This window comes from Pseudomonas sp. GM_Psu_1, assembly GCF_026544185.1.
GTDB classification, from domain to species: Bacteria; Pseudomonadota; Gammaproteobacteria; order Pseudomonadales; family Pseudomonadaceae; genus Chryseomonas; species Chryseomonas oryzihabitans.
Genome location: NZ_JALNUX010000012.1, coordinates 34,158 through 48,218, shown reverse-complemented (window position 1 = coordinate 48,218; position 14,061 = coordinate 34,158). Strand labels below are relative to the sequence as shown.

Genomic DNA, 14,061 nt, shown 5'->3' with positions numbered 1-14,061 from the left:
GTGGGCGGCGGTGACGTAGTAGGGGAGGGGGGGATTATCGCACCGATTCGGCTGGTGCTTCAGGTGCGCGCCGGCGCATAGGGATAGTCCGGCGCTGACGGGCGCTGGCATAGCGGGCAGGGGTCACTCCATGCTGCGCCGCCAGGTCCTCATCTGACCAGGTACCCAGCAGGCCGGTGATTTCCCTGAGCGGCGTCTTGTTCGAAAGCACCTGCTCGCCGCGGCGGATCGCCTGGATCGGCGCCAAGCATAGCCAGCGCGGGTGGCAAGAAATATGGTGGATAACAACGGTAGCAGTGCCTGCAGCTCGGTTTCCCGATCTAGGGCGCCACGGAGCGCCCCTATGCAGCGGTCCCGACGCGATTTGCTGACCATCGCCGTGTCCAGCAGAATCCCAGCAGAACGCATCAATCAAGCTCAAGCTGTTGCTTACGCTGGTGAAGAACGCAAGCTATCTGGACCTGCAGGGCTGCGCCGACTGATCGGGCCGAGAAGCCGTGGTAGGCCTCCGAGGAGCTTGTGGTCCACTTCCTGCGCCAGCTTAGCACTTGGATGTAAGTGGAAAAGTTCGCTGAAATCTAGATAGCCGACAAGGCCGCGCGCACTCAGCAGCGGCGCTGACACCATAGCGGTAGAGCGCTGTGTCAGCTTTATTGCCGATTCGGGAAGCCTTGAGATAAATTTTTCCAGGACCTTTTTGCCATTTGCAACGACCTCGATACTATGGCGCTGGTATCCTTAGCAGACCGCCTCAGGGCGAGGAGGCGTGCGGCTTGACTCAAGTGTACGGCTAGCAGCAGGACCTACTCAGCTCATTAAGCAGCACCCCATCAGAAGCCTCATCAGATTTGTCTCCGGGGCTTTCTTGGATCTGGCCATTGGAGATGACCATGGATCGATCCGAGAGAAGGCATCACGCGCAACGCGTGAAGGCCAAGTTCTACCGAAAGCAGAGTGCCCATGAGGCGTGGACGAATGACGCCAGGATGGCAGGTATATTTGCCAATCACGGTAAGGTCTGTTCTTGCTTCATGTGCGGCAACCCTCGCCGCTACTTCCACATGCTGACCATGCAAGAGCGGCGTGCTGATGCCCCAGGGTGGCAGCTATGAGTCGAAGCCGAAGAAAGACGCCCATCGTTGGCATGACGACCTGCGAAAGCGAGAAGGCTGACAAGGCCACATGGCATCGCAAGTTCCGGCATGCAGCGAGGATGGATATCGAAGGCAGTCAGTTCATCAGCTTCCGCCAGTACGGCAGTACCTGGTGCATGGGGAAGGACGGCAAGCAGTACCTGACTGACGCGAGTACTCGATTCCCCGAGTACCTCCGGAAATAATCGTTGCCTGGTCCAGGCCGGTCTAGGCCTTACTGTCACGCTCGCTGACTTTTCCGTGACCACCAGCAGCTTGGTCACTAAGGCGCTGACATAGCACCACAGCGATGTTTCCCATCGAGCAGATGTCTAGTATCGACAGAGCCGAGCCCTCGTAGCCCGCGGATTTGCCGGTAATAGCGTTACGAACCATGAGAACCCGGTCATCTGGGTCCCTAAGGCTCCGCCTTAGAGTCACCTCAAAATTGGATGGGAAAAACGCCTGGACATAGGCGTGCAGGCTCACCCGTTCCACTTCGTCGCGCATAGCTCCGTCCCTTCTCAGTTGAGGGCGCAGTCTCCATGCAAGAGGTACGCTTCGATCAAGCGCAAGCGGTGGAAATTGAGCATATCTTTTCAGACGTCCAGCAGGTCCGGTGCGATGCCCAAAGCTGCCGCGATGTTCTCGCGGGTAGCTTTACGCGGCTTCGCGGTCCGTTCCTGCTGCGCGTACGCGGACTGGCTGATACCGATGCGCGCGGTGACCTCGACTTGGAAAGATCCCGGTGCTTGCGCGAGGCCCCGACCGCGCTTCCAAGCCGCGGCGTACGGAGGATCCGTTTGGAACTTAGGTGAAAATGACCTCCCGCCCAGGGCGATTCGATAGCGGTTGTTGAGCATAGGCAAAAGCCTCCAAGCCGAAGTGGCAGCTATCTCCTCATCGCGACCCAAGAGCGAGCGCTGTTTGCCGGCGCTGCTGAAGGAGACATCACTGTCAGTACAACACGGCAACTGATTAGGCAAACGCCGGATTGAGCACACCCCGAGTGTGAACCCCGTAGATCTGGCCGGCGGTCGGCATTCGCGCTAGTCCCGGTACTGAAGACCCACGGCAGATCGGCAGTTGCGATGCTCCAGGCTGCCAGCCTTATACGGCCAGCAGGCGCGGTCCTTCATGCTCGGTGTCTGGTGCACCACCGTGACCTTTGTCGGCTGCGGGGGCGACTCTTCTGGCGCCAGGGTTCAAGGGGCTTCGCTGAAGCTCACCACGTTATCGGCGCCGCGTGGCGTGAAGTTCCGGTCGTTGAAGACGGTCTGCTTGCCGATCGCCGCTGCCGGCGGATGGTTGTTCGAGGGTGAGATCGCCGCGGCTGCCGCATTTTCTTCCACGGGTGAAGGCGTGGCGCGGCGGACCGTGCCGCGGACGGTATCGGCCGGCTCTGGGGCAGGATGAGCTGCAGTCGCGGCGCGAAGGGCGGGGTGGTCAGTACCTACGGATGCCGATGGACCTGGCAGCGCCCGGCTGGCCAGCTCCAGGGCAGCGAATGTCGCGAGGCCGCCGACGGCAAGGCACACGATTAAAGCGACCGGCCGCGCCCTACGCGGCTTCTGCACCAGCCAGTCAGGCGCATCATCAGGCTCAGCACTCATTGCCATGTTCAAAAGTCCTTTTTCCTTTGCATCCAGGGCGGCCCTGGCGGTGTCACTTTGCGGTGCCTGACCTACTGGTGCCAGGATAAACGCAGCTGGCGCCCAGACCTGGCCATCCTTCGATGTGCGGTCCCCGACAAGCGATAAGGTGCCCGGTGTTTGCGTTTTCCAGAAGGCCGCTAGCCTAGGAGGCGATTCCATCAGTATTGAGCGAGCGCAAGATGAACAGGCACCCCAAAGTCCTACAGGAACTGTATGCGGAGCGGGAGCGTGCGGTTGCCGCCTTGGGCGACGGAGAGCAGATTGCCGCCGCAGATCTCGAGGGACTGGATTACTTGGGCCGGTTCCGGGTGGCCGACGAGCACTGGCACCTGTGTGACGCGTCTGCACGGAGCGCGCTGCTCGGTGACACCCATCATTTCGTTGCTTCCTGCGCACGCCTACAGGAGTCGAACTGATGGATAACACCACACGGATCGCATTCCTCACCGAGTTACGAGACCTCCTACAGCGATACGACGCGGAAATCTCCGTCGACTATGACGCCTGTAGCGATTTCCATGGAGTCACCGGTGAAGCCATGAGTGTCAGCATGGGTAAAGCTGACCGGTTTCACGATCACCCAACTTTCACGCTGGGGGAGGGATGGGGGATAGAACCCGAGGGCTTGTCCCGACTGTTGGAATCCTCCGAGTGAGCATGATCCTGGAGCTGTGGCCGGGCCCTACGTGGCTTCTGCACGAGCCAGTCGAAAGGCCTTTTTTCTTCCAGTCCAGGGTTGCGGCATATCCCGTGCGCAGCGCAGTCATGCTTCGGCAGCATATTGCGTCGGCGCCAGCCCCACGTAGCGGGAAAAGGCAGTACTGAACGTACTGGCGGAGGCATATCCTACCCGCTCCGCCACCTCCCCGATGCTGGCTGCCTTTCGTCGCAGCAGATCCTTGGCCAGCGACATGCGCCAGGCCAGCAGGTACTCCATGGGCGATATGCCCATCACCCGGCTGAAGCGTTCAAAGAATGTCGAGCGTGATAGCGCGGCGATCTTCGCCAGGTCCGCCACTGTCCAGGGTTTTGCAGGGTGCTCATGTAGCTCGCGTATGGCGCCGGAGAGGCGTGGGTCACTCAGACCGCGCAGCAGGCCCGGTGAGGCGGCGGTGCCTTGGGACGAGCGCAGCGCCTCGATCAGTAGCACCTCCAGCAAACGGGTTATCACCATCTCCCGCCCCGGCCGTTCGTGGTGCGACTCATCACGAACCAGGGCTACCAACGTTCGCAACCGCTCTTCGCCCTGGACATGAATAGATCGCGGTAGCAGCGAGACCAGCAGTTCGGCATCCGGCGAACCGAACAGGAAATAGCCGCCCATCATTCGCAATTCCGATGGGCCGGTGGGAGTGCCGAAGCGCTTTTCGCCCGGGGCCATGGGGATCGTGATACCCGAGGTGTGCTCCACACTGGACATGGTGAAGCCACGGCTGGCCGGGATCAGCACAAAATCGCCAGCCTTCAACGTCATGGGCTCGTGACCATCGAACTCGGCGTAGCAGCCGCCCTCGAGTACGGCGCAGAAGAAGGCATGCCCACCGGCGGGCTGGCGCACCGTCCATTGCCCTGCACCGGTGACCAGCTTGGTATGGGCGCCGCCGGGCTGCAGCAAGGCAACGACTTGGGCGAGTGGATCCATCAGTTTTCGGACTCTGACAAATGTTTTAGCGACTTCCTATTGTGTAAAGTCCAGGCGTCGACGCCTATCGTAGCCCTTCCGCTATTCAATGGAGCGTCACCCCCATGAAAACCATTCTGATCACTGGTTGTTCGTCTGGCTTTGGTCTGGAGACCGCAAAGCACTTTCTCGATCGCGGCTGGAAGGTCATCGCCACCATGCGTACCCCTAACCAGGAGGTCTTGCCCCGCAGCGAACATTTGCGCGTGCTGCCGCTGAATGTCACCAAGCAGCAAAGCATCGAAGCGCTGGTCGAAGCCGCCGGGCCGATCGACGTGCTGGTCAACAACGCCGGGATCGGCTTCGCCGGTGCCGTCGAGGCCATGTCGATGGATTCCATCCGGGAAATATTCGAGACCAACACCTTCGGTTTGATAGCGCTGACGCAGGCCTTCCTGCCGCAATTTCGCCAGCGCCAGTCGGGAGTGGTGGTGAACGTCACTTCCACCGTCACCCTCAAGGCACTGCCCTTGTTGGCGGTATACACAGCGTCAAAGGCGGCGGTGAATGCCTTCAGCGCCTCGCTAGCCCTGGAGCTCGAGCCTTTCAATGTCCAGGTACGGGTAGTACTGCCAGGCCGTAGCCCGACGACGCGCTTCGGAGAGAACGCCAAAGCGCGGATGCCCAGGGACTTTCCGGCGGAGTATCGGGATTTCGCCGCGCCTATCTTCAAAGCCATGCGCGAGGATACCTCGGCGGTGACCTATGCCGAGGATGTCGCCGAAGGCGTATGGCGCGCGGCAACCGACCCGACCTGCCCGTCGATGCTTCCGGCCGGGGAGGATGCCGTAGAGTGGGCCCGTGCGGCGGCCGTAGCCTGAGGAATCTGGCGCGCAGTGCGGCCTAGGCTTCGAGCGGAGACCGCCTGTAGCAGCAGGCCAGGGAAGGCCACCCTACAGCAAGTTGCATTTTTCAAATGCTCGATAGCGTGGAACGGATCTCCCACAACTTTCGAGGCATTTGGAACATGGCTACCCAGAAACACTTCGACGCCGCGGCCGAGCGGCTGCTCGGCAAAACGGCCTACCAGGGCCTGCTGGCATCCGGTTATTCGCGCGCGGACTTCTGCCGCGAAATCGCGCAGCTGGCGTTCATCGGTCACCTACCCGACTCGCCAAGCACACAGGACGATCTCGTGCTGATCCGCCAGGTCGCTGAGCGGCTGTGGAAAGGCGCCGGCGTTACTGGGCTGGATGAGTAGGAGGCCTGGCAATGGACGACATCAAGAAAGCGGAGAGAAGGCGCTTCGAAGCGGCCACCCAGCAGGCAGACTGGAACGCTGTCGTGCAGGGCAACCCCACCAACACGGTGCCGGTCTGGATCTACTCGGTGAATCCGGAGCACGGCGCCCGGTTGGTCACACAGCTCTCGGTCGAGGGCTACCGCGCCGCATGCCAGCGCGGCGGGCTACCGCTGCCCAAGGGCGTCCAGGCGTGGGACGTGCTGCAATACGCCCTGACCAACTACGAGGCGGCGAAGGATCACGCGGCGCGCCTGGCGCTGCACGAAGAGCTCGCGGGCGCCCTGCTAGCCTACGCCAGCCACACCAAGACCTGGGGCATGCTTCCCCCGGTAGGCCAGGTGCAGGGCATCCACGTGGTGATCGGCGACTGGAACACCCGCAAGGCCGGCCGCGTGTTCAAGCCTGCAGCGGTCGTGGGGGGTGAGCTGCTCAGCCGTCTAGACGTCGCCGCTCTCCTCGAACAGCTGATCGCGGCTCATACCGCGAAGCATTCGGCAGAAGGCCCCATCCGGGCGCGCTAGTCACCAACTACCGGCAGATGGCTTCGCACGGCACCCCGTCGTGGTCGCCATCGATCCGGCCGTTGCCACAGTGCTGCAGCTGATACTTCGCCTCCGCACAGCTCGCCATCTGCCTGCAGGCCTTCAGCGGTGTGCAGCTGAAGGATCCCGCGGCGCTGGCGCCCTCCGATTCGCCAAATTGAGAGAAGGATGTCGGTCGCTTCGGCGGTACTGCCGCCGGCGGCTCGCCCTCTCCAGCTTGCGCGTTTTGACGCTGATCACGCGCGGCGTGGCGCCACTCCCACGGTGGTACTTGCTCCGCCTCAGGCCACGCTTTTGCGCCTTGGCCTGCGCTTTGAGGTCCAGCAGCGACCGATCCTTCAGGTATTGGCGATAGACCCACGCGGCGACCTGGCGCACCTGCTCGGCATTCACATCTGTATTGTCCTGGTACGCGGGCGCCACCCGGCGGCCGCACAAGATGGTTGGTACGGCACCCTACGTCATCTGATCGCCGCGAGATGGGCTGGACCTGCCAGACCCAACCTGTGGCCCGAACGCCGACTGCATCACACCTAGTCGGGGCTTCATCCCACTTCACAACTTTTAACACCCGCACGGCGGGGGCCTGCCTAGCATGGATTGCGCCGATGCCCATCCCGACCTCGCTCGGATCAGGCAGTCGTTCGGTTACGCAAGCGACACTTTACGTCGCCCACCATGACCTCGTTTCTGGAGCTAAACCATGAGCAATACGCCCCCGGTAAGCAGCGGCGGTACCGACGCCGCTATCGACAAGATGTCCGCGGTGTTCGACATGGCCATCGAGAAATCCGCCAAGATCACCGAACTCACTACTGCCAAGAAGGCTGAGCTCGACGCGACCAAGCAACGGCCGCAGAACTAGCCGTCTGCGCGAGTGGCGCTGCGCGCCGCTTGCGCCTCCAATTCCCGGCGTTTGCGCGACTGCCGTCCGCGAGCGCCTGATCTTCGGATTGCCTGGCCAGCCGCCGGTGTAGTGGGAGTCCTCCGATCATGACCGCCGCCGCCATCGAATTGCCCACCACGCTCGTCGATGCCCTCCAGCTTGTTGTGCTGGAAGGTCGGCACCGGGGTGTCCAGTTGCCGCTATCCCGCGCCCGCTACCGGGTCGGCGCGGAGCCGGGCGCCGACGTCGTCCTGCTCGACGAGGGGGTAGTCGAAGGCCATCTGGAGCTGGACCTCACCACTCGCGATGTCGAGATACGGGCCCGGCGCGGCGCCGTGCAACTGCTGCAGGGCGGTGCCGGTCTCACGCTCCAGGCGGGGCAGGGCTGCCGCTTGGCACTGCCGGTGGAACTGACCCTTGGCGCCGCACGCCTGGTGCTGAGGGGCCCGGTCGCGCCGGCTGGAGCGTCCGTCAGCCTGCCCTGGCAGTGGGGCGCCGCCGCGATACTGATGGGCGTCTGTCTGACCACCTACGCCATGTGGCCAGCAGTGAACGCACCGACGTCCCAGGCGGCGCCCACCGCTGCGCTACCGGCCCTGGCCACGCCAACGCCGGACCCGCAGGCGCTCATGCAGCCCCTTCTGGACGCCAGGCAGCTCGGTACGATTCGCCTGGGGTGGCAGGATGATCGCCTGATCGCCAGCGGGGTCATCACGCCCGCCCAACAGGCGGCCTGGATCGCGGTCCAGCGGCGCTTCGACGAGGTGAGCGGAGGCCGCTACCCCTGGCACGACGCCGTGCGCGTGGAGGCCCTGTCGACGCCGCCCGCCTTGGCGGTGCGAGCGGTCTGGTTCGGACCTGCGCCCTATGTCGTCGTCGATCAGGGCAAGCGCCTCTTGGAAGGTGCGGCCCTCGGCGATGGCTGGACCCTGGCGCGAATCGCCGACCGGCAACTGGTGCTGGCGCAGGGTGAGCGCCGAGTGCTGCTGGATGTCCCGCGCCTGGAGGCGCGTCGATGAGGGTCGGCAACGAGCCGCTGCCCAGGCTCGTCGAGCCACGCGCCGCTGCCCACCACCCCCTGGCGACGCCGGCTGCCCAACCGGCGCGAGCCCAGCCGACCCCACCGCCAGCGGCCAGCCTCGACCGTCCGGGCGGCTCCTCCCAGCACGCCAGCGTGTTTGCCGAGGCGCCCCGGTTGCTTCGGGATCTCCTGGAGCGACGCCTGCCCGCCCTCGGCCTCGATCCCATCACTCTGGAGCAGGCGCAACAGCTGCTGCAGGACGAGCTGCGAACCCTGGAGTGGCTGGCGGACCAACGTCATCCCCTGGAGAGCGAACATGAATGATGATGCCCTGACGACGCGCTTGCTCCAGCGGCTGGCGGAACTCTACCGCGAGGCGGGCGATGCCGAGCGTTCGCTGGCCTTGCTGCTACTAGCCGACCGGCTCGCCCCGGCGCAGGCCGAGCTACGCCTGGCATTGGCCGCGGCTTTTTTTGCCAGCGGCCAGGCGACGCGCGCCCTGGCGGCGCTGGACCAGCTGGCGGGTCAGGCGGCCGACCGGCCCGAGGTGCTTCTTCTTTCCAGCCAGGCGCTCTGGGCGCTTGGTCGGCGTGACGAAGCCCGCCAGCGCCTGCAACCCTGGCTTGCCCGGGTTCGCCAGGAGGCCATCCATGCTTGAGCGGCTGAGCGGGTTCGCCCAGGTCGCCGCGCGGCGCACCGACATCATCATTGCCCTGTTCATGATCATGGCGGTGGTCATGCTGGTGGTACCCCTGCCCACGGCGCTGATAGACGTGCTGATCGCCATCAACATCGCCTTCAGCCTGCTGATCCTGGTAGTGGCCTTCTACCTCACCAATCCGGTGGAGCTTTCGGCGCTGCCGCCGCTGATCCTGCTCAGTACGCTGTTCCGCCTGGCCCTGGCCATCAGCACCACGCGTCTGATCCTGGTCCAGGGCAACGCCGGCCATATCGTCAAGGCCTTCGGTGAATTCGTCATCGCCGGGGAGGTGGTGATCGGCCTGGTCATCTTCCTAATCATCACCACGGCCCAGTTCGTGGTGATTACCAAGGGCTCCGAGCGGGTCGCCGAGGTCGCGGCGCGCTTCTCCCTGGATGCGATGCCGGGCAAGCAGATGAGCATCGACAACGACCTGCGCAGCGGCGACATCGATGCCCAGGAGGCGCGCCGCCGCCGGGCCGACCTGCAGCGTGAGAGCCAGCTGTTCGGCGCGATGGACGGGGCGATGAAGTTCGTCAAGGGCGATGCCATCGCTGGCCTGGTCATCCTCGCCGTCAACCTGCTGGGCGGCCTTCTGATCGGGATGCTGGAGCGGGGCCTGAGCCTTGCGGAAGCGGCCCACCTGTATACCCTGCTAAGTGTCGGCGACGGCCTGATCGCCCAGCTTCCAGCCTTGTTGATCTCGGTGGCGGCCGGGGTCGTGGTGACTCGCGTACGCAACGAGGCGGCCACTACCAGCCTGGGCGGCGAGATCTTCCAGCAGCTGGGTGCCAGTCGCTCTGCGCTCCTGCTCACGGCGGCCGTCACGCTCGCGCTGGCGGCGGTACCTGGCTTCCCCAGCCTGGTGTTCTTGGTGCTGGCGGCGATCCTGGGCGCCTGCGGCTATGCCGCGGGTCGGCGCGCGCGCGCCGTTGCACCAAGCGTGCCCGCCGCGGCTGTGGAGGTAGAGGATCCTGCCCTTGTCGACGTGGAGGAGCCGGCGGCAGCGGAAGACCTACAGGGGCGGCTACGGCTGCGCCTCGCCGGCGGTCTGGACGCGGCCATGGATCGCGCGGCGCTCCGTCAGCGCCTGGAGGCGGCGCGGTTTAGTGTTCAGGAGCAATTGGGCCTGGCCTTGCCGCGCTGTGGTCTGGTCCGGGATCCGGCGGCGGTCGACGCCTATGGCTTCGAGCTGGACGAAGTACCGCTGGACGGCCGCGCCTGGCCGAGCGGCGTCCTGCTGGTGCGGGGCGACGCGGAACGCCTCGCGCTGTTCGAGATTCCCGCCGAGGCGGCGGGGGAGGCCGGAACCTTCTGGGTCGCTGCCGAGCACGGCTCCTTGCTCGACGCAGCCGAGCTGGCCCATTGGTCCCTGCCGGACTGGCTCGCCGAGGGCCTGCGCCGACTCTATCAGGAGCAGGCCGCCGAGTTTCTCGGGCTGCAGGAGACCCAGGCGCTGGTGGCGGCCATGGAGCAGGACTATGGCGAATTGGTGCGCGAGGCGCTGCGTTGCGTACCCTTGCCGCGCCTGGCCGAAACGCTGCGGCTGCTCGTCGCCGAGGGCGTTTCGCTGCGGAATCTGCGTGGCGTGCTGGAAGGGGTGGTCAAGAGCGGTGCCGGTACCGAGACGCCCTTGCTGGTGGAACGACTCCGGCGGACCCAAGCCCGCCAGATCAGCCATCGGCATGCCGATCCCGAGCGCCTGATCAGTGCCCTGGTCCTGGCTCCGGCGCTGGAAGAGCGGCTCCTGGCGGCGGTTCGCCGTGGCCCGGGCGAGCAGATCCCGAGCGAACTGGCGGACGTGCTGGTGGAGGCGCTGGCGTCCTGTTGTCGCGAGGCGAACCGCCCGCCCCTGCTGGTGGTGCATCCCGGCTTGCGCCCAGCCGTGCGGCGGCTGGCCCGCCAGCGACTGCGTGGCTTGCGCGCGGTGCTGTCGTTCGCCGAGATCGCCGACGACTATCGCCTGCATGCCGCTCGGGTGGTAGCGGGTGGCGAGCTGCAGGAGCCGCGCCGGGCGCGTGCCCTGGCGGGAGCGAGCCCCGTATGAAGCGGATGACGAGGGCACTCTGGCTGGGTATGGCGCTGCTGGGTTTGACTCTGGGCTATCACGCTGGCGCAGAGGCGGCTGGCCTGCCGCGCCAACTGGCGCTGGAGGCGGGCCAGGGTCGCCTGCTGCATTTCAAGGCTCCGGTGGATACGGTACTGGTAGCCGACCCTGAGATCGCCGATCTGCAGGTAGTCTCGGCCGGGGTCATCTATGTGTTTGGCAAGCGTCCCGGTAGTACTACCCTTTCCGCGGTCAACGCGTCGGGCGACACCCTGGCCGACATCGCGCTGGAAGTGTCCGCCAATGCGGCCGGGGTGGCCCAGGCTCTGCGCCAGGCTCACCCTGGCAGCGACGTGCAGGTCCGGGGTGCGGGCAATCGCCTGGCGGCGCGGGGACGCACCGCGGACGTCGGTGAAGCCCTGGAGCTAGATGCCCTGCTCGACGAGCGGGAACAGACCTGGAAGGGCAGCGTCAACACGGTGCGCTACGCGGGATCGCCTCAGGTCAACATTCGCGTGCGCTTCGCCGAGGTGTCGCGCAGTGAACTGCTGCGCTACGGCGTGAGTTGGAATGCGCTGTTCAATAACGGCACCTTTTCCTTCGGCTTCTTGACCGGGGGCGCGTTGCCCGCCCAGGCGGCCAGCGGCGCCTCCAACCTGATCAGCGCCGGCCTGACCTCGGGCAACGTCAATATCGATTCGCTCCTCGAAGCCCTACAGAGCAAGGGAGTGTTGGAAATCCTGGCGGAACCGAACATCACCGCCGTCAGCGGCGAGACCGCCAGTTTCCTCGCCGGTGGCGAGGTCCCGGTCCCGGTGCCGGTGAACCGCGACTTGGTGGGTATCGAATACAAGTCCTATGGGGTGTCGCTGCTGTTCAAGCCGACGCTGCTGCCGGATGAGCGCATTGCCCTGCAGGTGCGTCCTGAGGTGAGCGACCTGTTGAGCGAGACAGCGGTCAGCGTGGGCGGTATCAGTGTGCCTTCGTTCCGCGTACGCCGCGCGGATACCCGGGTCGAGGTGGGCAGTGGCCAGACCTTCGCCATCGCCGGGCTGTTCCAGCGCAACAACACCCAGGATCTGGAGAAGGTGCCGGGGCTGGGTGACCTACCGGTATTGGGCAACCTCTTTCGCTCCAAGCGCTTCCAGCGCAACGAGACCGAGCTGGTGATCCTGATCACCCCTTACCTAGTCGAGCCGGTGCGCAATCCCGAGCGTCTGCGCACACCGCTGGATCCGCCGCAGCGCCTGTCCAGCGGCCAGGCCGCCGGGCAACCCTTCGGGTTCTACGTCCGATGAGCAGGCGTCTGGCTAGCATTATCCTGCCGCTGGGACTGGCGCTGGTGGCTGGCTGTGCCACGTCGCTGGAGACGCCACCGCTGCCCCACGGCTACCGGCCGGTGCTCACCGCCAACGGTGAGACCTTACTGCTACCGCGACGCTGCGCGGCCTGGGATACCAGCGAGCCGCCAGCGGCCTTGCCGCCGGGCTGCACCTCGGCGCTGAACCTGCTGGAGATGGTGGAGCGCCAGGACGATCTGCGGGTCGGTCGCGCTACCGGTCCGGCCTTCGCCGCGCCGGTAGGGCGTGCGGCCCACCGGTATCTGCAAGGAGACGAATTGCAGCAGCGGCAGCGCGAGCGTGACCAGGATGCCCAGGCCACGACCCGGGGGCAGCCATGAGTCGGAACTCAGGGTTGCAGAAGACCCAGCGCCGTGATCCGCTCCTGGAGACTGGGCAGCCCCGCGATGCGCTGTGCCTGGTGCAGCAGCTGCGTTCGCTGCGCGGCATCCCGGGCGCCCAGGGGGACCTGCTCGGCGCGGGTCTCCTGGCCGGCCAGGACCAGCACCATCAGGGCATTGCGCTGCTGGCGGGGCAGGGCATCTGCCTGTTGCCCGAGATCGCCGAGGGTCTGCAGCGCCTTGCTGGGGTCATCGGCGACGGCGTAGGCCAGGGCCAGGTTACCGCGGATATCGGCATTGCCGGGTTCGCGGGCGAGCGCCTTGCCCAGGGCGGCCTGGCCTCCCGTGGCGTCGCCGGCGAACAGCCGGGCGAGGCCCAGCCGGCTCCAGCTGCTGCCGTCGTCCAAGGCCTGCGCCGCATGCTCCAGCAGGGGCACGGCAAGTGCTGCCTGACCCTCGCGCAGATACAGGGTGCCCTGGCCGAGCTGGCTGCGCGCATCGTCCGGCGCCAGGCTCAGGGCCTGACGATAGGCCGCCGCGGCGCCCGAAAGGTCATCGCCGGCCAGGCGAATGTCGCCGAGGCGGCGCCAGAGATCGGCATTCGCCCCGGGCAGCTGACTGGCCCGCTGATAGAGCGCCGCTGCCGTGGCGTTGTCGCCGCGCTGGGCGACGTCATCGGCCAACTGGGTAAGACGAGTCTGTTCATCATCCCGCGGGGTGTGGCTGCAGGCCGCGAGCAGCAAGGGCAGAGCGAGAGCGAGAGCGAGAGCGAAAGCGCGACGACTGGGCACCGGACAGCCTCTTGGCGGTGGACGAGGAGCGCCAGTGTAGCCGTAGCGTGCCCGTCGTGGGACAGGCGCGGGCGTCGAATCACGGTGCCAGGCGCCTGGCTGCCAGCCTGCCTCGTCCTGCTCCTGGCCTTGCCGGCTCAGGCGCGGGTCGAGCCGGCCTGGTGGCCGCAACCCTACCCCTACGTAGTGGTGGACCAGCCGCTGCAGGAGGTGCTGGAGGCGTTCGGCCGCAACCTCGGCCTACCGCTAGACGTGGATGCGACCGTCGAAGGCCAGGCCCCGGCGCGGCTGGAGGCGGCGACCGCCGGGGAATTCCTCGAAGCGCTGGCCCGGAGCGCGCGGCTCGCCTGGTTCTATGACGGCAACACGCTGCACGTGACGCCGGCCGCGCGTAATCAGCAACAGCGTATCGCCACCGGCGGCCTGGCGGTGGCGCAGGTGCAGGAGCGCCTGGATGCCTATGGCGTCTCCGGTAATCCCCTGGCCTTGCGGGCATTGCCCGGGGCTAGCGGCCTCCTCGCTTCCGGCTCGCCGGCCTTCGTCGAATGGCTCCGGCAGCGGCTGGAGACCCCGCCCGCCATCCCCACCCGGGCGCCGTCCCAGGGTGGCGTGCGGGTATTCCGTGGCGCGGCGCGGGAAGAAACCGTCCCGGTCCGCGCCGCTTCGTCCCCCTGAACCAGG

The 14,061-nt window shown here is 65.8% G+C and carries 18 protein-coding genes; 13 read left to right on the top strand and 5 right to left on the bottom strand.

Annotated features, from left to right (window positions below; translation table 11 throughout):
* Positions 1-1,732: 1,732 nt before the first annotated feature.
* Complete coding sequence (locus OXS31_RS18665) at positions 1,733-1,996, bottom strand: hypothetical protein (RefSeq protein WP_115946943.1); 264 nt, start codon at positions 1,994-1,996, stop codon at positions 1,733-1,735.
* A 342-nt stretch (positions 1,997-2,338) separates the two neighbouring features.
* Positions 2,339-2,752 (bottom strand): hypothetical protein, encoded by a 414-nt coding sequence (locus OXS31_RS18660; protein WP_267401309.1) that lies wholly within the window; start codon positions 2,750-2,752, stop codon positions 2,339-2,341.
* Between the two features lie 215 nt (positions 2,753-2,967).
* Here OXS31_RS18660 and OXS31_RS18655 point away from each other — a divergent pair, with 215 nt between their 5' ends.
* Positions 2,968-3,204, top strand: a complete 237-nt coding sequence (locus tag OXS31_RS18655) for a hypothetical protein (protein ID WP_267401308.1) — start codon at positions 2,968-2,970, stop codon at positions 3,202-3,204.
* Complete coding sequence (locus tag OXS31_RS18650) at positions 3,204-3,443, top strand: hypothetical protein (RefSeq protein ID WP_115946941.1); 240 nt, start codon at positions 3,204-3,206, stop codon at positions 3,441-3,443. The genes OXS31_RS18655 and OXS31_RS18650 overlap by 1 nt, the downstream gene beginning before the upstream one ends.
* A 108-nt stretch (positions 3,444-3,551) precedes the next feature.
* Here the strand turns inward: OXS31_RS18650 and OXS31_RS18645 are convergent, their stop codons facing one another.
* Positions 3,552-4,430 (bottom strand): AraC family transcriptional regulator, encoded by an 879-nt coding sequence (locus tag OXS31_RS18645; RefSeq protein ID WP_267401307.1) that lies wholly within the window; start codon positions 4,428-4,430, stop codon positions 3,552-3,554.
* 104 nt (positions 4,431-4,534) lie between these two features.
* Here OXS31_RS18645 and OXS31_RS18640 point away from each other — a divergent pair, with 104 nt between their 5' ends.
* The 3 genes from OXS31_RS18640 (at position 4,535) to OXS31_RS18630 (ending at position 6,233) form a co-directional block, all read left to right on the top strand.
* A complete protein-coding gene (locus tag OXS31_RS18640; RefSeq protein WP_115946939.1) occupies positions 4,535-5,290 on the top strand; it encodes an SDR family oxidoreductase in 756 nt (251 codons plus the stop codon).
* Between the two features lie 146 nt (positions 5,291-5,436).
* Positions 5,437-5,670 (top strand): hypothetical protein, encoded by a 234-nt coding sequence (locus tag OXS31_RS18635; protein ID WP_115947020.1) that lies wholly within the window; start codon positions 5,437-5,439, stop codon positions 5,668-5,670.
* 11 nt (positions 5,671-5,681) lie between these two features.
* Positions 5,682-6,233: a hypothetical protein gene (locus OXS31_RS18630; RefSeq protein WP_115946938.1), complete on the top strand. Its 552-nt coding sequence runs from the start codon at positions 5,682-5,684 to the stop codon at positions 6,231-6,233.
* Positions 6,234-6,240: 7 nt separating this feature from the next.
* Here OXS31_RS18630 and OXS31_RS18625 read toward each other — a convergent pair whose 3' ends face one another.
* Positions 6,241-6,342: an excalibur calcium-binding domain-containing protein gene (locus OXS31_RS18625; protein ID WP_258874379.1), complete on the bottom strand. Its 102-nt coding sequence runs from the start codon at positions 6,340-6,342 to the stop codon at positions 6,241-6,243.
* Positions 6,343-6,957: 615 nt separating this feature from the next.
* Between OXS31_RS18625 and OXS31_RS18615 the strand changes: the two genes are divergently transcribed.
* The 7 genes from OXS31_RS18615 (at position 6,958) to OXS31_RS18585 (ending at position 12,589) form a co-directional block, all read left to right on the top strand.
* Positions 6,958-7,119: a hypothetical protein gene (locus tag OXS31_RS18615; protein ID WP_181902077.1), complete on the top strand. Its 162-nt coding sequence runs from the start codon at positions 6,958-6,960 to the stop codon at positions 7,117-7,119.
* A gap of 128 nt (positions 7,120-7,247) precedes the next feature.
* On the top strand, positions 7,248-8,159 hold the full coding sequence (locus OXS31_RS18610) for an FHA domain-containing protein (RefSeq protein WP_267401304.1): 912 nt from the start codon (positions 7,248-7,250) through the stop codon (positions 8,157-8,159).
* Positions 8,156-8,485, top strand: coding sequence for a hypothetical protein (locus OXS31_RS18605; RefSeq protein ID WP_115946936.1), 330 nt, complete (start codon positions 8,156-8,158; stop codon positions 8,483-8,485). Before OXS31_RS18610 ends, OXS31_RS18605 begins: the two co-directional genes overlap by 4 nt.
* Complete coding sequence (locus OXS31_RS18600; protein ID WP_115946935.1) at positions 8,478-8,819, top strand: tetratricopeptide repeat protein; 342 nt, start codon at positions 8,478-8,480, stop codon at positions 8,817-8,819. The genes OXS31_RS18605 and OXS31_RS18600 overlap by 8 nt, the downstream gene beginning before the upstream one ends.
* On the top strand, positions 8,812-10,908 hold the full coding sequence (sctV, locus tag OXS31_RS18595; RefSeq protein WP_115946934.1) for a type III secretion system export apparatus subunit SctV: 2,097 nt from the start codon (positions 8,812-8,814) through the stop codon (positions 10,906-10,908). Before OXS31_RS18600 ends, sctV begins: the two co-directional genes overlap by 8 nt.
* Positions 10,905-12,206: a type II and III secretion system protein family protein gene (locus OXS31_RS18590; protein WP_267401303.1), complete on the top strand. Its 1,302-nt coding sequence runs from the start codon at positions 10,905-10,907 to the stop codon at positions 12,204-12,206. Before sctV ends, OXS31_RS18590 begins: the two co-directional genes overlap by 4 nt.
* The gene (locus tag OXS31_RS18585; RefSeq protein ID WP_267401302.1) at positions 12,203-12,589 is read left to right on the top strand and encodes a hypothetical protein; all 387 of its coding nucleotides are present in this window, start codon (positions 12,203-12,205) and stop codon (positions 12,587-12,589) included. The genes OXS31_RS18590 and OXS31_RS18585 overlap by 4 nt, the downstream gene beginning before the upstream one ends.
* Before the next feature lie 8 nt (positions 12,590-12,597).
* Here the strand turns inward: OXS31_RS18585 and OXS31_RS18580 are convergent, their stop codons facing one another.
* Positions 12,598-13,380, bottom strand: coding sequence for a tetratricopeptide repeat protein (locus tag OXS31_RS18580; RefSeq protein ID WP_267401301.1), 783 nt, complete (start codon positions 13,378-13,380; stop codon positions 12,598-12,600).
* Between the two features lie 84 nt (positions 13,381-13,464).
* Between OXS31_RS18580 and OXS31_RS18575 the strand changes: the two genes are divergently transcribed.
* Positions 13,465-14,055, top strand: a complete 591-nt coding sequence (locus OXS31_RS18575) for a type III secretion protein (protein WP_267401300.1) — start codon at positions 13,465-13,467, stop codon at positions 14,053-14,055.
* Positions 14,056-14,061 lie beyond the last annotated feature (6 nt).